This is a genomic window from Pseudovibrio denitrificans JCM 12308, assembly GCF_001310815.1.
Taxonomy (GTDB): Bacteria; Pseudomonadota; Alphaproteobacteria; order Rhizobiales; family Stappiaceae; genus Pseudovibrio; species Pseudovibrio denitrificans.
Genome location: NZ_BAZK01000006.1, coordinates 293,219 through 315,875 on the forward strand (window position 1 = coordinate 293,219; position 22,657 = coordinate 315,875).

At 54.0% G+C, this 22,657-nt stretch carries 20 protein-coding genes and 1 pseudogene; 14 read left to right on the forward strand and 7 right to left on the reverse strand.

What is annotated here, in order from left to right:
- Window positions 1-282 precede the first annotated feature (282 nt).
- The 6 genes and pseudogenes from glpD (at window position 283) to JCM12308_RS10060 (ending at window position 7,426) form a co-directional block, all read left to right on the forward strand.
- Entirely contained in the window at window positions 283-1,806 is a 1,524-nt protein-coding gene (glpD, locus tag JCM12308_RS10035; protein WP_054783603.1) for a glycerol-3-phosphate dehydrogenase, read from the forward strand.
- Window positions 1,807-2,085: 279 nt separating this feature from the next.
- Window positions 2,086-3,584: pseudogene (gene glpK / locus JCM12308_RS10040) on the forward strand (glycerol kinase GlpK).
- Between the two features lie 193 nt (window positions 3,585-3,777).
- Complete coding sequence (locus JCM12308_RS10045) at window positions 3,778-4,695, forward strand: dihydrodipicolinate synthase family protein (protein WP_054783604.1); 918 nt, start codon at window positions 3,778-3,780, stop codon at window positions 4,693-4,695.
- On the forward strand, window positions 4,677-5,912 hold the full coding sequence (locus JCM12308_RS10050; protein ID WP_054783605.1) for an NAD(P)/FAD-dependent oxidoreductase: 1,236 nt from the start codon (window positions 4,677-4,679) through the stop codon (window positions 5,910-5,912). The genes JCM12308_RS10045 and JCM12308_RS10050 overlap by 19 nt, the downstream gene beginning before the upstream one ends.
- An 85-nt stretch (window positions 5,913-5,997) precedes the next feature.
- The gene (locus JCM12308_RS10055; protein ID WP_054783606.1) at window positions 5,998-7,041 is read left to right on the forward strand and encodes a 4-hydroxyproline epimerase; all 1,044 of its coding nucleotides are present in this window, start codon (window positions 5,998-6,000) and stop codon (window positions 7,039-7,041) included.
- Window positions 7,042-7,066: 25 nt separating this feature from the next.
- Window positions 7,067-7,426 (forward strand): hypothetical protein, encoded by a 360-nt coding sequence (locus JCM12308_RS10060; protein WP_054783607.1) that lies wholly within the window; start codon window positions 7,067-7,069, stop codon window positions 7,424-7,426.
- A gap of 53 nt (window positions 7,427-7,479) precedes the next feature.
- Here the strand turns inward: JCM12308_RS10060 and JCM12308_RS10065 are convergent, their stop codons facing one another.
- The 4 genes from JCM12308_RS10065 to JCM12308_RS10080 all read right to left on the reverse strand — a co-directional run bounded on the left by JCM12308_RS10065 (window position 7,480) and on the right by JCM12308_RS10080 (window position 12,197).
- Complete coding sequence (locus JCM12308_RS10065) at window positions 7,480-8,475, reverse strand: hypothetical protein (RefSeq protein WP_054783608.1); 996 nt, start codon at window positions 8,473-8,475, stop codon at window positions 7,480-7,482.
- A 165-nt stretch (window positions 8,476-8,640) separates the two neighbouring features.
- Window positions 8,641-10,617, reverse strand: coding sequence for a hypothetical protein (locus tag JCM12308_RS10070; RefSeq protein WP_054783609.1), 1,977 nt, complete (start codon window positions 10,615-10,617; stop codon window positions 8,641-8,643).
- Window positions 10,618-10,642: 25 nt separating this feature from the next.
- Complete coding sequence (locus JCM12308_RS10075; protein ID WP_054783610.1) at window positions 10,643-11,107, reverse strand: type III secretion system chaperone; 465 nt, start codon at window positions 11,105-11,107, stop codon at window positions 10,643-10,645.
- 184 nt (window positions 11,108-11,291) lie between these two features.
- Window positions 11,292-12,197, reverse strand: coding sequence for a LysR family transcriptional regulator (locus JCM12308_RS10080; RefSeq protein WP_054783611.1), 906 nt, complete (start codon window positions 12,195-12,197; stop codon window positions 11,292-11,294).
- A gap of 108 nt (window positions 12,198-12,305) precedes the next feature.
- Here JCM12308_RS10080 and JCM12308_RS10085 point away from each other — a divergent pair, with 108 nt between their 5' ends.
- Together JCM12308_RS10085 and JCM12308_RS10090 are read left to right on the forward strand one after the other, a co-directional pair.
- A complete protein-coding gene (locus tag JCM12308_RS10085; RefSeq protein WP_008551323.1) occupies window positions 12,306-12,764 on the forward strand; it encodes an SgcJ/EcaC family oxidoreductase in 459 nt (152 codons plus the stop codon).
- 39 nt (window positions 12,765-12,803) lie between these two features.
- On the forward strand, window positions 12,804-13,541 hold the full coding sequence (locus JCM12308_RS10090) for a VOC family protein (protein WP_054783612.1): 738 nt from the start codon (window positions 12,804-12,806) through the stop codon (window positions 13,539-13,541).
- 78 nt (window positions 13,542-13,619) lie between these two features.
- On the opposite strand, the gene JCM12308_RS10095 is transcribed toward JCM12308_RS10090, so the two are convergent.
- Entirely contained in the window at window positions 13,620-14,243 is a 624-nt protein-coding gene (locus JCM12308_RS10095; protein ID WP_306303332.1) for a DUF4336 domain-containing protein, read from the reverse strand.
- Window positions 14,244-14,617: 374 nt separating this feature from the next.
- Here JCM12308_RS10095 and JCM12308_RS10100 point away from each other — a divergent pair, with 374 nt between their 5' ends.
- Window positions 14,618-16,234 (forward strand): SLC13 family permease, encoded by a 1,617-nt coding sequence (locus tag JCM12308_RS10100; RefSeq protein ID WP_208978425.1) that lies wholly within the window; start codon window positions 14,618-14,620, stop codon window positions 16,232-16,234.
- Window positions 16,209-16,457: an anion permease gene (locus JCM12308_RS29535; RefSeq protein ID WP_244271869.1), complete on the forward strand. Its 249-nt coding sequence runs from the start codon at window positions 16,209-16,211 to the stop codon at window positions 16,455-16,457. Before JCM12308_RS10100 ends, JCM12308_RS29535 begins: the two co-directional genes overlap by 26 nt.
- On the opposite strand, the gene JCM12308_RS10105 is transcribed toward JCM12308_RS29535, so the two are convergent.
- A complete protein-coding gene (locus JCM12308_RS10105; RefSeq protein ID WP_054783613.1) occupies window positions 16,458-17,513 on the reverse strand; it encodes a helix-turn-helix domain-containing protein in 1,056 nt (351 codons plus the stop codon).
- 291 nt (window positions 17,514-17,804) lie between these two features.
- On the opposite strand from JCM12308_RS10105, the gene JCM12308_RS10110 reads away from it, so the two are divergent.
- Window positions 17,805-18,227: a DUF805 domain-containing protein gene (locus JCM12308_RS10110; RefSeq protein WP_054783614.1), complete on the forward strand. Its 423-nt coding sequence runs from the start codon at window positions 17,805-17,807 to the stop codon at window positions 18,225-18,227.
- Between the two features lie 178 nt (window positions 18,228-18,405).
- Here JCM12308_RS10110 and JCM12308_RS10115 read toward each other — a convergent pair whose 3' ends face one another.
- Window positions 18,406-19,974, reverse strand: a complete 1,569-nt coding sequence (locus JCM12308_RS10115) for a KAP family P-loop NTPase fold protein (RefSeq protein ID WP_164845286.1) — start codon at window positions 19,972-19,974, stop codon at window positions 18,406-18,408.
- A gap of 234 nt (window positions 19,975-20,208) precedes the next feature.
- On the opposite strand from JCM12308_RS10115, the gene JCM12308_RS10120 reads away from it, so the two are divergent.
- The 3 genes from JCM12308_RS10120 (at window position 20,209) to JCM12308_RS32200 (ending at window position 22,391) form a co-directional block, all read left to right on the forward strand.
- Window positions 20,209-21,486, forward strand: a complete 1,278-nt coding sequence (locus tag JCM12308_RS10120) for a sodium:solute symporter family protein (RefSeq protein ID WP_208978427.1) — start codon at window positions 20,209-20,211, stop codon at window positions 21,484-21,486.
- Window positions 21,487-21,773: 287 nt separating this feature from the next.
- Window positions 21,774-22,139 carry a hypothetical protein gene (locus JCM12308_RS10125; protein WP_128647367.1) on the forward strand — a complete coding sequence of 122 codons (366 nt, stop codon included), beginning with the start codon at window positions 21,774-21,776 and terminating at the stop codon, window positions 22,137-22,139.
- Window positions 22,140-22,265: 126 nt separating this feature from the next.
- Window positions 22,266-22,391 (forward strand): hypothetical protein, encoded by a 126-nt coding sequence (locus tag JCM12308_RS32200; protein WP_280138363.1) that lies wholly within the window; start codon window positions 22,266-22,268, stop codon window positions 22,389-22,391.
- Window positions 22,392-22,657: the final 266 nt, after the last annotated feature.

A 22,657-nucleotide genomic window follows, 5' to 3' on the forward strand; every position in this document is an offset into this window, starting at 1 on the left:
ATCAGTCTCCTGAAACCCGCTAGTTTCAGTTTCGTATGAAAAAAGCGCGCTCGTGTTCGAAACGAGCGCGCTTTTTTTTCTGTTGCCCAGTGTTAAACAAATTGACGAGAGAAATCGGGCAATCGAGCGATTTTTTCTCTTGCTTGTGGGAGTTTCGTTTTAATACATATATATGATAATAGGTTTCGTTGACTTTCGAAAATATTCGAATAGGTTCGGCGTAACGAATATGCGTGCTATCACGGATTCATTGGCGAGAACCGTGGAATTGAGGGGCCAACCATGAGTAAGAGCTATGATCTATTTGTCATAGGGGGCGGAATTAACGGCTGCGGTATTGCACGTGATGCCTCTGGTCGCGGACTTTCAGTTTTTTTGGCGGAGAAAACTGACTTTGCAAGCGCGACCTCCTCGGCCTCGACCAAGCTGATCCACGGTGGATTGCGGTATCTGGAATACTATGAGTTCCGTCTGGTTCGCGAAGCGCTGAAGGAACGTGAAGTTCTGCTGAACATGGCACCGCACATCATCTGGCCTCTGCGCTTTATTCTTCCGCACCACAAGGGCCTGCGTCCGGCATGGTTCTTACGTCTTGGTCTATTCATGTATGACCATCTGGGTGGACGTAAGTTGTTGCCAGCCACGAAGACGGTGCCGCTTGATCGTGCGCCGTTTAACGATGGGCTGAAGTCTCTGTTCACGCGGGGTTTTGAATACTCCGACTGCTGGGTGGATGATGCGCGCATGGTGGTGCTGAACGCACGCGATGCTGCTGCTCGTGGTGCTGAGATCCGCCGTAATACTGAGGTTGTTCGCGCCTCCCGCACTGACAGCGGTTGGGAAGTTGAAATTCGCGATAGCGTGAGTGGTCAGACTGAGTTGGTTCAGGCGAAGGCGTTGGTGAACGCGGCTGGTCCTTGGGTGTCCAACGTTCTGAAAGGTGCGATTGGGCTCAACAGTCAGGCGAATGTGCGTCTGGTGAAGGGCAGCCACATCATCGTGCCGAAGATGTTTGAGCATGATCGCAGCTTCATCTTCCAGAATGCGGATGGTCGTATCGTCTTTGCGATCCCTTATGAGAATGACTTCACGCTGATTGGCACCACGGATGTTGATTATCAGGATGATCCTGCTGGTGTTTCCTGCTCTGATGATGAGATTGCCTATCTGTGCAGCGCTGTGAGCGAGTACTTCTCTAAAGAAGTGACGCCGGACATGGTTGTGCGTACCTACTCAGGTGTCCGCCCGCTTTATGACGATGGCGCAAGTGAAGCGCGCGCAGCGACACGCGACTACGTTCTGGAGATGGATGAAGGTGAGAACAAAGCGCCGCTGCTGAGCGTGTTTGGCGGCAAGATCACCACTTATCGCCGTCTTGCGGAACATGCGCTTGAGAAGCTGGCTGTTTATCTGCCGCAAGCTGCGAAGAAGAATGCATGGACGAAGGACAGCGTTCTGCCTGGTGGTGATTTTGAGCCGGGTGACTTTGGAGCCAAAGTTGCTGCGCTGAAATCAGCTTATCCGTTCCTTGAGCATGACCATGCGTATCGTCTGGTGCGCTCCTATGGCTCTGATGCCATGAGAATCCTTGGATATGCGAAGACCACAGCTGAGCTGGGTGCGCATATTGGTGGCGACCTTTATGCCTGCGAAGTGAACTGGTTGGTTGAGCAGGAGTGGGCTGTGACTGCGGAAGACATTCTGTGGCGGCGCTCCAAGCTGGGTCTGCATCTGCCGAAAGAGGCTGCTGGCGTGCTGGAGCATTATCTGGCGAGCTACTTCGAAGCGAACCGCATGGCGGGTTAGGTTACAGGGCTCTGTTTTTCTTTTTGTGCGTATTCTTATCCGAAAACCGGAACCACTTTTCGGGAATACGCTTTGTCAGAAAGGCAGAGCCTGTTTTATGTCATGGCGCCTTGTATGGGATGGTATACACAAAGACTGACCTTTATCTTGGTGTTTTGACCTTGGTATTTTGGTAAGTGACATTCTAGGTTCATCATCAGATTGTTTCGGCGTCTCAGAAAAGATACTGGCGCCAAATTGGATTTTCGAAGAGGGAAAACCTCTTCCGGGGAGGAATATATGACAGGGTGGGTGCTCTCCATTGATCAGGGGACGACGTCAACGCGTGCGATCGTTTTTAATGACAGCTTCGAAAGTGTGGGTGTTGGGCAGCGTGAGTTTCCGCAGCACTTTCCGCATGAAGGTTGGGTAGAGCACGATCCTGAAGACCTCTGGAATACGACTGTCGAGACATGCCGCGAAGCGCTATCTGAAGCAGGCCTTGCTGCTGAAAAGATCATCGGCGTGGGCATCACCAACCAGCGTGAGACGACGTTGATCTGGGATCGCAAAACCGGTGAGCCGGTTTACAACGCGATTGTCTGGCAGGACCGTCGCACCTCTGCTTTCTGCAGCACGCTGAAAGCGGCTGGTCATGAGGAAATGTTTACCCGCAAGACTGGCCTGCTGCTTGATCCATATTTCTCGGGCACCAAAGTGGCCTGGATTTTGGACAATGTGGAAGGTGTGCGAGAGCGGGCTGAAGCTGGTGAGCTGGCATTTGGTACCGTTGATACCTGGCTGATCTGGCGTTTGACCGGCGGGAAGTCTCATGTGACTGACGCGACCAACGCATCGCGTACGCTTCTTTATAATATTGGTGAGAACCGCTGGGATGAAGAGCTGCTGGCTCTGCTGAACATTCCGATGAGCCTTCTGCCAGACGTGAAAGATTGTGCGGATGAGTTCGGCACGATCACTGCGGATCTGTTGGGTGCTGAGCTGCGATCTACGGTGTGGCTGGCGATCAGCAGGCAGCGACTGTTGGGCAGGCTTGCTTTAAGCAGGGCATGGTGAAGTCCACGTATGGCACCGGTTGCTTTGCACTGCTGAACACCGGCGAGGAGCTGGTTTATTCCAAGAACCGTCTGCTCTCCACGATTGCCTATCGTCTGAATGGCAAGACCACTTATGCGCTGGAAGGTTCCATCTTTATTGCGGGTGCTGCTGTGCAGTGGCTGCGGGATGGGCTGAAGATCATCGACAATGCAGCGCAGACACAGCTGATGGCTGAAAATGCAGATCCGGAAAGCCATGTTTATCTGGTTCCGGCGTTTGTTGGTTTGGGCGCGCCATATTGGGATCCTGAAGCACGCGCGGCTATTTTTGGTATGACCCGTTCCACCGGTCAGGATGAAATTGCGCGGGCAGCACTGGAAAGCGTTGGCTACCAGACTGTTGATCTGATCAACTCCAAGTCCTCAGACATGGGCTCTCCGCTGAATGGTGACACCGTTCTTCGTGTTGATGGCGGCATGGTTGCGTCTGACTGGACCATGCAGTTCCTTGCGGACATTCTTGGCCGTCCGGTGGATCGTCCTGTTGTTCAGGAAACCACTGCGCTTGGCGTTGCATGGCTTGCGGGCATGAAGGCGGGTGTATGGCCAACCATGGAAGAGTTCTCTGAGCGGTGGAATCTGGATCGCCGCTTTGAGCCAAACATGGAAGCGGCAGAGCGTGAGAAGCGACTCTCCGGTTGGCACGATGCGGTCTCCCGCACACGATCTCAGGCTTCCTAAGTCTGTGTGAAATTGGCTGCGGAAGGTGCCGGATTGCCGGTTACACACTTTCCGCAGCGTTATTAACTTGCTGAATTTATTGCTTTTCCACTGTCTCACTGAATTTATTTGCCTTCAGATATATCACAGTATTGACCTTTGAGGGTTTGGGGGTCATATTGCCTGTAATATATCACAGGTGAGGATGATCAAAATGTGGACTGGTGTTTACCCGGCTGTCACAACTAAATTTACAGAGAACGATGAGCTTGATTTTGCAGAGATGGAGCGTTGCTTCCAGCTGCAGATGGATGCGGGCTGCGATGGCATCATCGTATGCGGTTCTCTTGGTGAAGCCATGGCGCTGGAGCCAGAAGAGAAAATCGAAATTCTCAAGATTGCCAAGAAGGTATGTGGTTCCAAGCACGTCATCATGACTGTGTGTGAAAGCTCCACTCGCCGGGCTGAAAAAGCGGCAGCAGATGCAGCCGCAGCTGGTGCAAATGGCCTGATGGTTCTGCCGGGCGTTCCATACCGCTCTGCACCGCATGAGACTGTGGCTCACATTAAAGCTGTTGCCAAAGCTGGTGGCATTCCGGTGATGGTGTACAACAACCCGGTTGCTTACGGTGTTGATGTCACTCTGGATATGTTCGCTGAGCTGGCAGATGAGCCGCTCATCGTTGCGATGAAAGAATCCACCGACGACATTCGCCGCGCGACTGAAGTGATCAACCGTTTTGGTGACCGCTTCAAGGTGCTGACTGGCGTAGACAACCTTGCGCTTGAGAGCCTGATGATGGGCGTTGATGGCTGGGTTGCTGGCCTTGTTGTTGCCTTCCCGCGTGAAACTGTTGCGATCTACCAGCTGACGAAGGCTGGACGCTATCAGGAAGCGCTTGAGATTTACCGTTGGTTCCGTCCGCTTCTCGATCTGGATGTGTCCACCAATCTAGTCCAAAATATCAAGTTGGCAGAGATGGTTGCGATCGGTTCTAATGACCGTGTCCGTGCGCCGCGTCTGGCATTGTCCGGTGCTGAGCGTGCACGCGTCATCAAGGTGGTGGAAGATGCTATTGCATGCCGCCCGGAACTGCCGGAGCTTAAAGAGCTATGCGACACATCCATGTAATCGGAGCCGGGGTTGTTGGATTGGCAACAGCCCTGCGCCTTCAGCAAGAAGGCCATAAGGTTGCTCTGATTGACCGCAATGGTCCGGGTGAAATGGCCAGCCGTGGGAACGCGGCTGGCATTGCATGGACTGATGTTGCGCCTTTGGCTTCTAAAGGAATTTGGCGGAAGATACCCGGTTGGTTGCTTGACCCACTGGGGCCGCTGGCTGTGCGCCCGGCATATGCGCTTAAAATTCTGCCATGGATGCTGCGGTTCTCGCGGGCATCTTTTCCTGACAAACTGAAACACAGTGTTCTTGGCAAAGCGGCCATCAACAAAGCGTCACTCCCGGCTTGGGAGCGGCTGTGGCAGGCGTCCGGCACGCGGCATCATGTGTTCCTGCAGGGCTGTCTTGAGGTTTATACCGAGCAGAGCCAGATTGAAGGCGTTCGCAGCGAATGGCAGGAACAACGGGAACACGGCATTGAAGTGCAGGAACTCACTGGAGATGAGATCCGGGAACTTGAACCTGACTTTGCCGGTAGCGTTGTTGGGGGCGCCTTAGTCCCGGGATGGATGAGTGTGGACGATCCACATGCTCTTTGCCTGAGCCTTGCGGAAGCGTTTGAGCGCAACGGTGGCAAGATCCTGAAGAACTCAGTCTCTCATATTCAGCCGCAAGGGGATCATATCGTTCTGCATGTGGAGGGTGAGGAGCAGATCCTCAGCGATCATGTGGTGATTGCCTGTGGTGCGTGGTCCAAGACATTGGCGGCCCAGTTGGGAGACAAGGTGCCGCTTGAGACGGAGCGCGGTTATAACACCACGTTCTCTGATCCCAATGTGTCTCTGAAAAATGCGGTTATGGTGCCGGGGCTTGGCTTTGCGGTGACGCAGCTTTCTCACGGTTTGCGCGTTGGTGGTGCGGTTGAGTTTGGCGGCCTTGAGCTGGATGCCAACTGGAAGCGTGCGGATGCGATGGCTGAAAAGGCGTCTCGTCTTTTGCCGGGATTGAACCGTGACAACGGCATCCGCTGGATGGGGCATCGGCCTTCCATGCCGGATACTCTGCCGGTTATCGGACATTCGAAACACAGCGAACGCGTGACATATGCGTTTGGGCATGGTCACCATGGCCTTACACAGGCAGCAATTACGGCTGAACTGGTCAGTGACCTGATTTGCGGTGAAACACCAAAAATAGATTGCACACTTTACAGTGCTCAACGATTTTAAACTGGTCCTTCCGCGGAGATTAGAGGGCTCCATCGGTTGACTGTTGGCATCTTGCTGAGATGCCATGGAATGAGGGGAGGGGATCTTGGTCTCCAAGAGTTTTTTCTGTGTTGATGGGCATACCTGCGGCAACCCTGTGCGACTGGTAGCGGGTGGTGCTCCGGCTTTGCGCGGCAATGATATGCTGGAGCGTCGAGCGGATTTTCTTAAGCGCTATGATTGGATCCGTACCGGCCTGATGTTTGAGCCGCGTGGGCATGACATGATGTCCGGCTCCATGCTTTTTCCTCCGACACGGCCTGACTGTGATGTGGCGGTGCTGTTTATCGAGACATCCGGCTGTTTGCCCATGTGCGGGCATGGCACCATTGGCACCATCACCATGGCTTTGGAAGAAGGGCTGATTGAGCCTCGCGAGCCGGGAAAGGTGTATCTGGATACGCCAGCTGGTTTGGTGGTTGCTGAGTATTTTGAGAAGGACGGATACGTTGAGAGTGTTCGCCTGACCAACGTGCCGAGCTATCTGGCAGAGACGGGCATGACCGTTGATCTGCCGGGTGTGGGGGAGATCAGTGTGGATGTGGCCTATGGCGGTAACTTCTACGCCATTGTTGAGGAACAGGAGAACTTTCCGGGTCTTGAGAATGTAGGTGTCTCACAATTACTCGACTGGAGCCCGCGACTGCGTGCTGCGTTGAATGAGAAGTACTCTGTGACCCATGCAGAGGACGAGCGCATTCACGGTATTAGCCACATTCAGTGGACGGGCAAACCGACCTCTGATGCTGCTGATCGGCGCAATGCGGTGTTTTATGGCGACAAGGCACTGGACCGCAGCCCGTGTGGCACTGGTACTTCTGCCCGCCTTGCACACCTCTACGCCAAGGGTGAGCTGAAGGTTGGCGATACCATGCGCCATGAATCCATCATCGGCTCTGTGTTCGTTGGCGGTGTGAAGGAATCGGCAAACGTGGGCGGACATGACGGTATCATCCCAACCATCGAAGGCTGGGCCCGCAAGACCGGTTACAACACCCTCTTCCTCGACGACCGCGACCCCTATATGACGGGCTTCCAACTGGCCGCTGATGGTGTGAAACACTTTCCGGATAAGGGCAGTTACAGCTGAGTGATTGACCACTTGTGAGATAGCAATGCGGCATGCCCGCTGCTATCTTGCTGTGAGCGAGTGGGGAGCTGGTAGATTGAAACAGAGGGTTGCTGAGTTTGTTGAGCTTGTTGCAGTCGGTTTAAGCCTTGTTGCAGTACCGAGTTTCTTGTTTTTTCTTGCTGTGACACACTACCTTGGTGGCGATGCAATTAACGGCGGCGTGCTTGAAGGTCGATACTTTCTAGGTAATCGTAAGGGGTACATTGAGGTGCCAATGTTCACCTATTACTTTTCCTGGGGCCTAGGTTGGTGTACCATTTTCACGTTTTTGCCAATGGTCCTTTTAGGAGGGCTCTCCACCTATCTCGAAAAGTATGCAAATACATCGCATAAGACCGATTAGCATTGCGAGCGCAGCCTCTTGCAGTGGAAGGCTGCGCTTTTGTTTTTGGGCGGCTAGACGTGCCACTCGGCGAGGCCGATGCGTTCTGAGCTGTCCACTCGCAGGGTGATCGGCTGACTGTCTTTGTCATGCATTAAGACAGTATCTGCACCCACACATTCCGTGAGCATGATGACGATGTTGCCTCGTGACAGGCTGTCCGTGTGAATGGTGTCCCCTGGCAGCATTATGGCTTTGCCCTCTGGGACTTTGATGTTTGCCATGGCGAACTGGTTTTCTGCGACCTGCTTGCCGACAGTAATGATGATCTCGTCCTGATCTGAAGACGGCATAAAGATATGAGGGAACTCATGTCTTTCTACGAAGAAACCATTGGCCTCCTGCAAGGAGTATTCATGGTTTGCGGGCGTGATTTTGTATTCGACGACGTTCAGATCACATTTGTCGAACTTGACCATGACGGTCTCACCTTCACCGAACACTTTTACGCCGAATGCGCGGGTCACATCCTCAAATGCCGGTGATAGCTCCGTAACCATCGGAATTTCCAATAGAACCTCCGAGCAGGAAAGACAGCCTGATGCACCGAAGACATTGCCGGGGGCTACAATGTTAATTGTATGGGCATCATGCCAGGTTCCCTCGATGACAGAATATGCACTCTGAGGGATGCTGGACAATGGGACATCGGATTTCGCTACACTGCGATGGGTTCCCTCGGTGGTTTGGGAGGGAGAGGCCGGAGAAATATGGGGTGCGCTGCGCGTGATAACCACATCGCTGCCGGGCGGTACAATGTTGTGAAGCGCATTCGTTGTAACAGCGACTTCGTTGTTGACCACACGGTGTATCGAGACCGCCTTTAATGCGTTTTCTGATTTTTGATTTGCAAGGTCAGTGTTGAACTTGACGTTGATGCCAAGGTTGTTGAGATGCCTTTCGCTATAAGAAGGAAGCTTGGCATCTGCCTTTGCAGCTGCTGGCGTTGTTGTGGTTGGATGAAGGCTTTCCGGCACCTGCGGTGTCGATGTTGCGGATGTTACTGGCATTTAGGTTCCCTCCTGAAAAATGCACAATAAATCAGCTCAGTAGCGGGTAGGCGCTATTGAGTATTCTGGCTTGATTGAGAGCTGGGCTGACTGCGTGGTGCTCTATGAGGCAGGCAGCGGTTGGATCAACTTCGGTTGGTTGTCCGAAGTTGATCCATAATCAGGTCAGGTTGAGAGGGCCTGCAGCTGGGCTTCGAAGTCTGCACGTTCTTCCGGAGTGAAGCCACGCAGGTGATTGCCATCGGTGCGCTGGGCGATCACCTGGGCGACGAACTCGTTGGCCTTGTCTGCCGGGATGTCGGGATAGTTCTGTGCAACGTAGAGCGCGATGGTCTGCTGGTCTTCGTTGAAGTTGATACCGCCCGGTGTGGTGATCTGCTGTGGTTTGAAGCTCTCGGTCTGCGCTGCAATGTTCAGCTGGGCACCGCCGATCAGACGCGGATCCGCCACGGTTGCTGGCTGTGTGCGGCTCAGGCCCTGTGCCAACAGTTCAGACACGCGGACCGGCTTTGCACCAGCTGTCAGATCGTTTGCTGCCTTGGTGCGCAGGTCGAAGGTGTGCAGCAGCTCGTTGACGTCGCTTAAGGACTGGTTGGCGTCATTGGCTTTGAGTGCGGACAGCAAGGCGGCCTTCTGGCTGTCATAGTCGCCCGGTTGTTGCAGGCCGGAGTTTGGCTTCAGCAGTTGCTCGAAAGGTTTATTGTCCAGCAGGGCCGGGAAATGCTGGGTTGCCAGCTCGCGGAACTGAGGGGTGCTTTCCAGAGTGTTGCTCAGCTGCTGAGTGAAGTCGGCATCGAGGTAGTTGTGCTGCACGCCGCGGCTGGACTGCATGGCGGCTGCTCCCACCACTTCCAGACCTTCTGTTTTGGTGGTGCCAGCGACTTCCAGACCAACCACGTGCTGCCATGCACCGCCGGAGGAGAGGTCACTGAAGCGCTGGTTGACGTCGTAGACTGGCTGCAGCTGGGAGGCCAGTTCTTTTTCCAGAATAGGCACTTGCTTGGCCGCCCCATCGACTACTTCCGCTCTGCTGGTGCCACCGCCGCGCTGACCGACGGCGTAGACGAGGAAGTCGGCCTCGAAGTTACCGCCATCGGTGTTGATGGTCAGTGGGCGGTTTTCACCTGCGGAGACACTGTTGATGTTCTGATAGCGGAACACGGTGCCACCATCTGAGCGGTCCTTGCCAGCTTCCGGTGCGGTGAAGGTGGAGTCGATGCCAACGGAACGCACATCCCATGTCAGGGCGACGCCTGGCTTCTGGCTTGGCTTCATCATCCAGAAGATGTTTTCTTTATCTACACCGCGGGTTGCCAGCTCCATGATGGCATCTGTGCCTGCGTTCGGCCCCATGACGGCGACGACTTTTCCGGTCAGGTCACGGGTGCCAGCCTCAAAACGCTGGAACTGGTCCAGATCCAGACAGTTGGCTGCATTCGGGTGGCCTGATTTTCTGAAGTCAGAGACTTCCTGCGGCACGTGGTGGTACTCGTAGTCGGAGCGCTCAATGCCAGCACCTGTTGCGAGGACGACCTTTTTAGCCAGAAGCGGCTCGCTGTTTGCGTCAGTCTTGACTTTGTAAAGGCCAGTTTCGCTGTCGCGGCTGATCTGGCGCACTTCCGCATCAAGGATATTGCCGCCGGACACCTGATTGATGCGCTGGGCGTTGAGCTCGGACCATGCTTTGCGATCTACCGGATCAAGACAGGAGGAGGCGATTGGATCATCGCCCGGGTTTACCAGCTGCTGTGCCTGGTTGATGCACTGGGTGTAGTGGCCTTTTTCGTAACCGCGCGCACCTGCCCATGGATCATCCTTGCCCACGACCAGCACGTTTTGCTGGTTGGCGCTGTCGGCCACGATGGAGCAATCACAGCGCTTGAGGCTGGTGAGGTAAGCGGCGGCGGATGTTCCGCGGCCCACGCAGATGAGGTCATACAGAGCCTTGTCCGCACCGGAGTTGCCCTGCGTGGTCGCGAGCTGGTCTTTCACCGCGCTCTGGGTTTCAGCAGACTTTTGCTGGTGTGCCTGCAAAGCCGGATTGGTGGTGGAGGATGCCTGGGTACCTGTCGTCTCTGCCTGAGAAGGAATGCTGGCTGGCGTGATGACTGGTGCTGTGGATGTGGTGTCTGTGATGGTCATGGGGAGCTCTCTGTGTATGTGGGGATCAGACTTTCAGGGAGTTTTCAGGCAGTTCTGTTGGCAGGTCCTGCATGGTGATCTGGCCGGACTTCAGAAGCTCGCTCCAGCCTTGTGCGCGTTGGGCGAACTCGGTGAGGGCTGTGAAGAGATCACGGCGGTCCAGTCCATTGACCGGGATGTCCCAGAGCAGGGTGAGAGTTTTGTCTGTGTCTGCCAGCATGGCAAAGCGCAGGCTGCCTGTACCAGCCCATGACTGATTGACCTTGAGAAGATACGCCAGCAGCTCGGCTGGATCAGCTTCTGGAAGAGGAGCGAGCTCCGAGCTGATGGCAAGAGCGTGTCTGTCTTCTTCGAGAGTGGCGATCACATCCAGACCCGTTGTGAACTGGAAGAGCCAGCTGTCGCGGTTTGGATCTGCAAAGGTAGATGCGTCCACGAGCAGATCGCTGACTTCCGTGATGAGCTTTGAGACTTCGTTGTGACTGACCATTGTTTCCGCCCTGTGTTTTCCTGAGGGTGTTTGCTCAGGAGCATTGATTGCCGCCGTCCACGGCGTTGTTCCTGCGAAAACAATAGGGGGAGGTGAGCTACGCAATTGTGCTGATCAGCATAGCTCACGGATGTTTGAACCAATGTATGTTGGTTCTTCGGTTTTAGAGGTGTTGTCCTAGGGCTTAGTGCAAGGCGTTTGTGAGTGCCTGTTGAACTGCGCTGATGGTTTCCTGCACGGACTTTGGGGGTAGGTTGTCGTAGGTGTGTACTGCGTAGATTGGGGTTGGTGCGGGATCTGCCAGTCCTGCAAGTGGCATCAGGCTGCCGGACTTGAGATCCTGCGCGATGCCGATATCCGGCAGCAGTGCGATGCCGAGGCCATTACGGGCAAAAGCTGCGATGGCCTCAATGGTGTTGGCCTTGACCGTGGAGCGGAAGCTGAGGTCAACAGGTTTGCTGTTCTGTTGGGTTGGCAGCTTATGCTTTACCACTGCGGGCTCTCTTGTATGGGCGATGTAGGGCAGAGACTGGACCCACTCCCAATAAGCAGGGGTGTCTGCTTTGGGTGCTTTCGCCAGCAGATCCGGTGCAGCGCACAGGATATCGTGCAGCGTGCCAATGCGGCGGGCCTGAAGGGTGCTGTCGGGCAACTGTCCTACGCTGATGGCAACATCGATGCCTTCTGAGATCAGGTTTAACCGTTTGTCCTCCGCAATCACGGAAGGCTGTAGTGCTGGGAATTTTTGCGTCACGCTGGCAAGTGCGGGTGCAACAACTGGTGCGATAAGCGCGTGCGGGGCTGTGATGGTGAGCGGGCCGGATGGTGTGGCGCCAAAGCTTTCCATCTCCGTTTCCGCTTGTTGGGAGAGAGCCAGAATTTCCTTGCAGCGCTGATAGTATCGCTCTCCCGCTGGTGTCAGTGACAGATGGCGTGTGGTGCGGATGGCAAGTTTCACATCAAGCTGCTCTTCCAGTCGCTTCAGGTTCTGGCTGACTGCCGACTTGGCGATGTTCAGCTCCTCCGATGCCCGGGTGATGGAGCCGGTTTCGACAACGGTGACGAATGAAAGCGGAAGGGCCGAGAGCATTACTGTTCTCCAAATGTGAATAGTGATTTCCAGAATAGCCTGTTTTTCGAATAATGAAAATGAACCAAAAGAAGCTCATCAACATCGCATCTACATGGAGACCACGTGATGACCTTCCTTAAATCTATCGCTCTTGCTGCAACCGTCGCAGTTGGATTGAGCGGACAGGCTCTGGCTGATGAAGCTGGTAAACTGGCAGAAGGGGAATACAAGCTCAGCACTGCTGTCGCCACTGCAAGCCGTGCCTGGCGTGATGCGTTCAACGCTGGCGACGCAAAAGCTGCTGCTGCTCTTTATGAAGAAGATGCTGTGATGGTGGTGAAGCCATTTGGCACCTTTAAAGGCCGTGCCCAGATTGAAGCGTTCTGGACCGATATCATCTCCAAGGGCTTTGATGATGTGGTTTACAGCGATACCGTCACCACTGTTCTGGACCAGACGTCTGCGCGTGTTGCAGCAAACTGGAAGATGAACAATGCCCATGGCATCATCACCAATGAGCATTGGGTTCTGCAGCCGGATGGCCGTGCGCTTCTGCGTGAGGACCACTTCGAAATCGCGCAATAAGTGACAGAAGCCCAACACCCTGAAACAAGGACACTTCCCATGGCAAAGCTCGATACTCTTCGTTTGCGTGTTCGTGATGCGGCAGCGCTGAAGCGGTTTTACTGCGATGTTCTGGGCATGTCTGATCAGGGTGATGGGCGTATTGGCTATACGCCGGAGCAAGTAGCGCTCCGGTTTGAAGAGGTGGGCGGAGCGTATCGCCCTCAGCCCACCGATCTTTACTGGAAGATTGCAATCTCAGTGCCCAACATCGAGCTGGCTTGCGCCCAGTTGCGGGCACACGGCGTGCCGGTGACAGAGCCACAGCAGTTTCGGGATGTAGGATACCTTGCCAAGTTCACCGACCCGGAAGGGTTCACTATTGAGCTGATTGATCATCACTTCCAAGGTGAGCGTCCTGAGGAAGAGCATGATCAGACCTTGCTGGGCGGTGGCCCGCACATCTCACTGGTGACCTTGCGCTGTGCGGATATCGCCGCAGTTGAACCAGACCTCCTCAACGCAGGCATGACACCGCTTTCCGTTCAGCCCGTCGAGCCCTACGGCTTTACGCTCTACTTCTACGCCTTCACTTCTGAGCAGCCTCCCAACGCTAACTTCACTGCCGTTGAGAACCGCTACTGGACCTATCAGCGTCCCTACACAGTGCTGGAAATCCAGCATGTCTCAGCGATGCAAGAAGAGATGCAGCCAGACACAGAAGTCTCCGGTTATGAAGGCCTGACGGTTTCTGGCGCTTCCTTGGCTTTAAACCGTCTGCGGATCAGCTCTGAGTAATCTAGCTGACCTTCAACCAGCGGAATGCGCGGTTTAGATAGGCGGCGCCATCTGAAGTTACCGGATTGCCATGGGCGATCACGACAGCTTTTGAAGGCCAGTTGAGCACTTTCTTGAGTGCTTCGCGGGCGGTCGCTTTGTCCCGAAAGGCAACACGGAACTTGCGGGGGACGCTTGGGGTGGTTCTGTCATCAAGTCCAGCCGCGCGATGAGGGCGCGCCAGCCTTTGAACCATCCTTTTGGAAACTGCTGCAGAAGGTCTGTGAACAGAGTGGTTCCGCTGGCTTTGTGAAAGAACACCACCTCAGTGGTGATGGAGTTGCCGCCAACCACGCACTGTTCAATCTCATCCTGCCAATCTGCCGGGGCTTCATCGCTTAACGTTGAAGCAAAAGAGAGATCTGGCCGCTTTTCTGCCAGGCTGGGAGCTGCATGGAGTTTGGCTTCTGGATACGCCTGCGCCCATTCCGTGAGGAAACTGTCGTGCAGGTGGTTGGGGGCGATGATGTGGCGAACAGGGCCAAGGGCATCAATCTCGCCTTTCAGATCTTCCGTCAAAGCGATGGGAGACCAGATGAAGAGCTCTCCACCTTGCAAGCGGATGACCGCCATGCGGGTTGAATACTGAAAGCCGAGAGCAGCTGTGATGACTGGTCCATTTGCCAGCCATAATTCCGGAGCGAATGAGAGCAGTGATGACATGACATTCCCCAGTGTGGATGTCTGGCGTCTGGAGCAAGACGCCGTATGGTCACTACACTAGGGTATCTGGCTGATGTGTGAAACATTCAATTTCCGCCAAATTTGCGGCTGTTTCGGTCAGGCTGGCAGCTTACCAAGCGCGTTTCTGGCTCTTTAGCAAAATTGAATAAAGTATAGGTGGAATGCCCTATAATATATCCACAGTCACAAATACGCGGTTTGGCAGCAAAACGTTTACTTATATCTCACGATAAACTAAGCGAGGCTTTGTAAGGCTTCCTGTCTTATTAGGAATTGTCGCGTATGCCTCTTATACATCGCATGACAATTGCCAGTAGACCACACTGATTTACTTCTTGAAGGACGCTAAGACTATGTCTTGGGAAATGCTCTTCACCTTCTTCGTACTTTTTGCAGCTGTCATTTTGTTTGTCACCGACAAGCTGAGGTTGGATCTTGTTGCGATCATGGTCATGCTGGCCCTTGGGCTTTCTGGTATTCTAACACCTTCTGAGATGCTCTCAGGATTTGGGTCGACGGTGGTCATTCTGATTGCCGGGCTGTTCATCGTGGGGGAAGCGCTGGCGCAGACGGGTATCTCTTACGCGGTTGGCGACAAGATTGTGCAGGTTGCTGGCGATCAGGAATGGAAGCTGATCGTGCTGCTGATGCTGACGGTTGCGGCGCTTGCTTCTGTCATGAGCGTGACCGGGGCAGGGGCGATCTTCATTCCCGTGGCGATCCGGCTTGCGAGCCGCTCCAACCTTTCTCCCTCCCGATTGCTGATGCCGCTGGCTTATGGCGCGTTGATTGGCGGGATGCTGACCCTGATTGGTACCCCGCCCAACTTGATTGCCAATGCGCAGCTGCAAAATGCCGGGATGGAGCCGTTCAACTTCTTCATCTTCACGCCGATCGGGTTGGTGATCCTGATTGTGGCCGTGGTCTATATGCTGGTGTATGGGCGGCTGTTCTTGCGCGGTCAGCAACGGCCTCAGGGCGCGACGGAGCAGGGGCGGCGGACACTGCAGGGTTTCCTGGAAGCCTATGATATTGAAGATAAGATCGTTCGCCTGCGGGTGAACGAGGAATCTGAGCTGGTTGGCCAGACTGTTGTGAGCGCGAAGCTGCGCCGCCGGATTGGGCTGACGCTGTTCGGGCTGGAATATACCTCCTCCACGACCAAGCGGCTGAAGGTGACCTCCACGCAGACAAACCGGGCCTTCAAGGCCGGTGATATTGTGTTTGGTGTGATGCAGGAACCGATCAGTGCAGATGTGTTTGCCTGCATCGGGCTGGAGCTGTTGCCGATGGGAGAGGAGGGGCATCACCTTTCCGCTCGTGAGCTGGGCATGGCTGACTTGATTGTGGCGCCGGATTCCAAACTGATTGGCCGCAAGATCAGCGGTGCGGGGTTCCGGACCAACCACAGCCTGAGTGTTGTGGGGCTTATCCGCAAAGGAGAGGCGCTGCATGGGAACTTCGGGAATATCGAGCTGAAGTTTGGAGACCAGTTGCTTGTGGTTGGGGACTGGGAAAACATCGGCAAGCTGCAAACGGCGCGTGAGAACTTTTTGCTGCTGGCGTTTCCTGAAGAGATCAAGAACTATCTGCCGCGCCGCCGATTGGCGCCGGTTGCGCTGGGTATTTTGATGCTGATGCTTGTGCTGATTATCTTCCGCGTGGTGCCAAGTGTGACGGCGGTGGTTCTGGCGGCGACTGCCATGGTGTGTGCGGGCTGCGTGTCCGTCAATCGGGCGTACTCTTCCATAAACTGGCCCAGTTTGGTGCTGATTGCGGGGATGATCCCGATGGCGACGGCGCTGGAGAAGACGGGTGGGCTGCTGTTGATCGTGGATCAGATCATCGCGCTTTATGGGGACAGCTCTCCGTATATCATGCTGATGTTCGCTGTTTTTGCTGACCTCTGTTTTCAGCCAGTTTACGTCGAACACGGCGACGGCGGTGTTGATTGCGCCGGTTGCGTTTGAGGTGGCCTCGATCATGGGGGTGCAGCCAGAGCCGTTTTTGATGAGTGTGGCGATTGCGGCGTCCACGGCGTTCTGTACGCCGGTGGCCTCGCCGATCAACACGCTGGTTATGGGGCCGGGGAACTATCGGTTTAAGGATTACGTGGTGATTGGGGTGCCGTTGCAGATCATGGCACTGGCGATTGCGACTTTGCTCATTCCGGTGTTCCTGCCGTTTTACTGATCAGCTCAGGTTCAGGATCCAGTCTTCGTATTGCCGGCCCTGCTGGCTCTGCGCGCGTGCGGCGGTGGTGATGTCGTCCAGGCGGGCGCGGACGTCGCGGGGGGAGAAGCCGAAGTTGTGTTTGAACATGCGGCTGAAGCTGCTCTCATTGGTAAAGCCGAAATCCAAAGCCACCTGATAGGTTGCTCTGTGGGTGTTGCGCGGGTCCATCAAGGCGCGCAGTACGGCCTTCATGCGTCTGTCGCGGATGTATTTGCTGACACCGCCGTAGGGCAGAAACAGCTCGTAGAGTTTGCTGCGCGAGACGTTGACGGCGCCGGTGAGAAGGTCTGGCGAGAGGTTGGGGTTGGTGAGGTTGGCTTCTATGATACGGCGGGCTCTGGTCATCAGGGCCAGATTGACGCCATCGCGGCCAGCCTCGCTGTCATGGGGGACGCCGTTCAGGCAGGCGGCGATCAGGCCCATGGTTGCGGGCACCACTTGCTGCGCTTGCTGCATATCCAGTTTGTTGCTTTGGGCGCTGATGGATGAGATGTGCTCGCGCAGGATCTGGTTCAGCGGATGGGCTGCGGGCAGGGTTTTCAGATTGCAGTCGTCCGGGCCTTGCAGCAGAGGGGCGAGCTGTTCGCGGGCGATGAGGATGGAGCGGTTGCTGTAGCTGCGTGAGAAAGAGCCGCCTTCCTGCGAGAAATCCAGAAAGATGGTGTCGCCCTTGCCCAGTGTGACGCTTCTGTCGCCAGCGTAGAACTCGGCCTCGCCTTCATCATGAACCATCAGCAGGTAGTGATCCACGCCGTCTTTGGCCATCGCAGCGTTGGTGCGGTTGGCGATGTGGGCCTGTGCGGTGACTTGTGAAAGCATGATGGAGCCGAACAGGACGGATTTGACTTCGCCGAAGAAGTCGAGCTGATCATCGCCGCTGTGGAGCTCTGCCTCGCACAGGCAGGCTAGACTTTCCCGCCAGACAGCGAACCTGTCTTTTTGTCTGATGGACTCCAGAGAAAATGAGTTCCTCGGAAGACGAGAAATAGTTTCTCCCTGAATGACCTCACTCACCAGCCCCGCTCCTGTCCCCTGAATGCCTCTACCCTACATCTTATGTGATATATTTGACAGTAATACAACTGAGGGATGAGCTGACGTCGCGGGTGTAATTCTCAGTGTTGGGCTTAGAGTACTGGCGCTTCACAGCAGTTGCTGGCGGTTGGGTTTTACCACTTGCGATCGGTGTTGTGTGGGGAGCAGGTTTGCTATCTGCGCGCTCGATATTTTGGAATAGTGCGATGGGTTGGGGAACTCTAGAGTTGCGATGTCAACTCAAACGCACATGAGCAATGCGGTGGTGGGATGCTTTATCTTGGGTTTAAAGGCAGGTTGGGCAGAGCGAAGTTCTGGTTGCTGAGTTTGTCATGGACTGGTTTGCTTTTGTCTACTCTTTTGTATGTGGTCCATCCGCTCGAAATTGGTTCTGACACTGTTAAGTTTTCGCTCGTGGCTCTTTTGTTTGCAGCCTTCTACTACATCCAGCTCTCTTTGTTGGTCAGGCGCTTGCACGATATTGGCAAGTCTGGCTGGTGGTATATTCCTTACTTCTTCATTCCCACAACCTACCTCCGCTTTTTCAATCAAAACCCAGAGTATGAAGCCCCACTTATTGTCACTATTCTGATTGTTTTATTGGCTATCTTTGGCATGCTGAACGCCGGTTTTGCTGCGGGGACCAAGGGGCCGAACAAGTATGATGTGGAGCCGGCCCCGGTCGCTGCGTGAGCTGGGATAACCTTTGTCCAGGAGGTTTGGACGAAAAAAATTATTTCTGGAATGGCTTGATAGCCACATAAAAACGCTTGCAACAACATGCGATCCAGACTGCTGCTTACCAGTTATCTGTTTTAGTAAAAGTAACTAAGCTAACTCAAAGCACGCGACACCTCTGGAGTTGAGGTACTTATGTCTGCGGAGTGACATCTCTAGATAAACGGCCCGCTTGAGCGATGAGATCGGGATACTCAAGGATAACTGATGGCATTTGAGCGCGACCTTGTCTTACTCCACCGTAAAGTATCTGTAACTCTTGGGAGTAGACGCGTGCAATCGCTCCTTGCCATGCTACCTTGGGTGCTCCGTCATTGGCAGACCAGATATCTTCACCGGCTGTGCTAAACAAACTTAGGATTGTCCCAATCGAAGCGTCAGAAGGCTTAATCTTACTATACCCACCTGAAGTCTCGCTAAATTCGCCATTTATTATCAGATTTTGGCCTTGCTTTCTTGGCTCTAAACTTCTTAGTCGTTCATCTTCTAAGTTGTTCTTAGCTAAGTCTTTCAAAGAAATAAGTTTTCTCTCTGAATGGTATTGGATCATCATGGGTACTAATACGTACAGCTGTATTGGTAAGTTTTTTTGGTGATATTGCCAACCTGCTATAAATGCATCGAGTAAATCTAGGCATTGCTCAATATCTCTTGGTTCACAATGCCAATGTTCAAAGCATTTAGATAGAAAAGATATCTTAGCTTCTAAAGCTTCATCTTCTGTGGTCGTCGGAACTCCAAATAATTGGCAGCGGCTTAGGTCAATTGAACGCGAGTTGATTTGAGATCTTACGAACTTGCTGATTGGCGGTTTTGCGAAGGAATAAGTTCGTTCGAAAAAACGACGAAGATATCTATCTGCGTCAAACTCATTTCCATAAATGGCTTTGACTGAACAGGATAGCTGCTCTGTATCAGTTGCTAGTACGAAGATGAAGTTAGGTATATCAAATAAGTGCTTAATTCGCTCGAGCATCTCAATTGCATAAAGCGGGCGGCATCTATCAAGTTCATCGATAAAGATGAAGACTGGTGCTTGGGTGCCTTTCTTGAGGTGCCCTTTGTTCAAAATGTCCGAGATACTTTGTTTGAACTCTGAGATTACATCTTTTTCCTGCTCGTAGTCAGATAGGATTGCGTTCGCAAGTTTTTCGAATCTCTCTTTAAGAACCTCCTTGGTATCTTGTTCCAATCCGCTTTGCTCTTCTTGCGGTATTTGCTTTCCTTCAGTGTCGGCTTCCTCTTCGAAGAATGCGTCAATAGCGGAACCAAAGTGTCGTCGTCCTTGGTGAACTGCTAGCCTTTTGACGAAAGTTCCCGCAAGCCTTCCGCCAGTTGCCAAAGATGACTTCAGGGCAGTTTTCGCTTTTTCACTTTGCGAAATGTTCTGCTTGAATGTCTTGTTGATAGCGGAAAGTACGGTTAGGAGAGGGTCTTCTAAGTAATCGTCTTCCCAAGCATTAACCTCGACGACAAGATGTTTCCTTCGGCGCAACTGTTTTGCGAAATTTTTAAGAAAGAAGCTCTTTCCGTGTCCCCAACGAGCATTAATGTTAAGCACATAAGACTTATCGTGATAGGTTTTCAGAGCGGAGGTATGTAGCAGGTAGTTCTCCAGAAAATTTGCATCTTCTTTGCGGTCTAGTAAGTCGCCTGCCTGTTCCCAGAAATCAGGCGCCACACCTTCTGATGCTTCCGTCACTGAAAATCTCCTTAAAGTTGTAATTACGTTTGTAGACTACCTCATTGAGAATGTGAGTCAAAAGCGTACAGCTTAGAAGCTCTTAATATTTTCTAAGTTCAGTTCTACCTGTTACTCAGTTAATTGCCTCCCCAAACCCCGCCTTTTAATGGTCTGTCTCACTCTCATGTAATGTCTTCCTGTTAGAGGTACGGCGCGTTTGCGTTTGTTGTTGTCTAAAAGGAACCCCTGCTGATGATCGATATGATTATCGTGGCTGGCTATTTGGTTGGCATACTTGTGGTGGGGCTTTGGGGTGGCCGGATACAGCGGGGGCTGAAGGATTATGCGACGGCGGGGCGGGAGTTTGGGTCTCTTGTTATCTTCGCCACCATGTCTGCCTCTTTTATTGGCGGGGGCTTTTCTACCGGCAATGCAGAAAAAGTGTTTCTTTATGGTGTTGCCAACATTGTGGCGCTGTGGGGCTTCAGCTGCAAAGAGATTGCGGTTGCCACGCTGATTGCGCCCAAGATGAAGGCTTTCCCCGATGCGGTTTCGGTTGGCGATGTTATGGGCCAGGCCTATGGCAAGCTGGCCAGAATAACCACGGGCGTCTGCGGTTTGATGCTGTGTTGCGGCATCGTGGGCGCGCAGGTTGGCGCGATTGGCGTCATCTTCAATGTGTTTTTTGGGCTGGATCGGTTCTGGGGGATCGGTATCGGCTGCGGTATCGTTATTCTTTATACGACACTGGGCGGTATGCGGGCGGTGGTTTACACCGATGTGGTGCAGTTTGTTATTCTGGCGATTGGGATGCCGCTGGTTCTAGGCTTTGGTATCTATCAGATAGGCGGTGTTGATGCGCTGTTTGCGGCGGTGCCGCCAGACCATCTTTCTCTGCCCGGGCCGGACTTTGGCTGGATGGGGCTGATCGGGCTCATTCTTGTCTTCATGTTTGGGGAGACGCTTGTGCCGCCTTATATGCAGCGGTTGCTGGCGGGGAAGACGGCGAGTGCTGCGGCGCGGGGCACGCTTTATTCCGGGCTGTTCTCTTTTCTGTTTTTCGCGATCACCGGGGCCATTGGGTTGGTGGCGCTGGCGCTGGACCCGGATCTGAACCCCAACAATGCCATGTCATTCGTGATTGTGAGTGTTATGCCGCCGGTGCTGAAGGGTCTGGTGTTTTCCGGTGTGATTGCGATTGTGATGTCCTCTGCCGACTCTTATCTCAACTCGGCCAGTATTGCGTTTGTGAATGATGTTTGGCGGCCTTTGCAGCGCAAAGAGATGCGCGAAGAGAACCTGCTGTTTGTCGCCAAGCTGGTGACGCTGGTTGTGGGGCTGCTTTCTATTGTGTTTGCTGTCTCTATAGAGAGCATTCTGGATATTCTGATTTACGCCTACAATTATTGGGCGCCGATTGTGCTGGTTCCGCTGGTTGCGGCGATCTATGGCATTCGCGTGGGACGACGGCGTTTCTGGCCGGGGCGCTCACCGGTGTTGTGGCCACTGTGGTTTGGCAGAGCGGGCTGAACTCGCCATTTGATCTGCCCGGACTGGTGATTGGCGTGCTTGCCAATCTGGTGGTGTTCCTCTGCGTGCCGCGCTCACCCATCTATATACATGACTGATTATGGGCTTGCCGGGTGCGGCGGCGCTCAAGACTTTTTGAAGTTTCGTGGCTTGCAGTGTGGCAGGGGGGCGATAGCCTCACCTTCACTTATAAGCGGCCTGCTGTTCTGCTGGGCCGGTTTCATTTTTGGTAGGCGTCGTTCTGGCCGGGGTCGGCTTTGGGAGATGCTGAACAGATGGAGATTTTGATGCGTGCTTTACTCTCAGGTGTTTTTGTCGCGATGCTGGCCACTCAAGCTGTGGCGGGCGATGCCAGTGTGGTGGCCGCAAAGGTGACGCCGCAGTCTGACGGGACCTATCGGTTTGATGTCACCGTGCGCCATGGGGATGAAGGGTGGGATCACTACGCCGATGCGTGGGAAGTGCTTTCTGAAGATGGCAAAGTGCTGGCGGTGCGCACGCTGGCCCATCCGCATGTGAATGAGCAGCCGTTTACACGCTCGCTGAGCGGGGTGCAGGTTCCGGCGGGGATGGACCGCGTTGTCATTCGCGCCAGAGACAGCGTTCATGGGTATGGCGGTGAGACGCTGACGGTGGACCTGCCGGATCGGTGATTTCAGATTGCGGTTGCTTTTGGTGGTGTTGCGGTGCTGGCTGAGCGCCGGACCTGGCGTTGCGGGGATAAGCGGTGTTTGCCGCTGCCTTGCCGCGCGGGGATAGCGGGGGGATGCCTTCGCCTTGTGCCTGAGCAGTGGTTTGGGGTTGAGGCGGCGTTGATGCTGGGTGGTGATGGTGTTGGTTTGGTGCCGGGGAGGTGCTGGATTGGCGGGCCGGGCCACATAGCAACGCAGCTCACACCGAAATAACGGCGAAAAACGCAAAAGAACGCAAAAGAACGCAGACCATGTTTAGGGGCTGACGACTGCGGGTGCTGGTGGGCTCGTTTGCGGGCGTGCTGTGTGGTTGCTGGTGGGTCTAATGGTGAGGCGGAAAACGACTCGCTGAAGTATCAGAGAGCGGAAATGGCGGTTCTGGTGCGGATCGGGCTGGAAATGGCCTCAGGCGGGGTGTGTGTAACCCTGAACAAGGTTGGATATCCCCCTCTGTGCAAATTTTGGATTTGTTAATTATT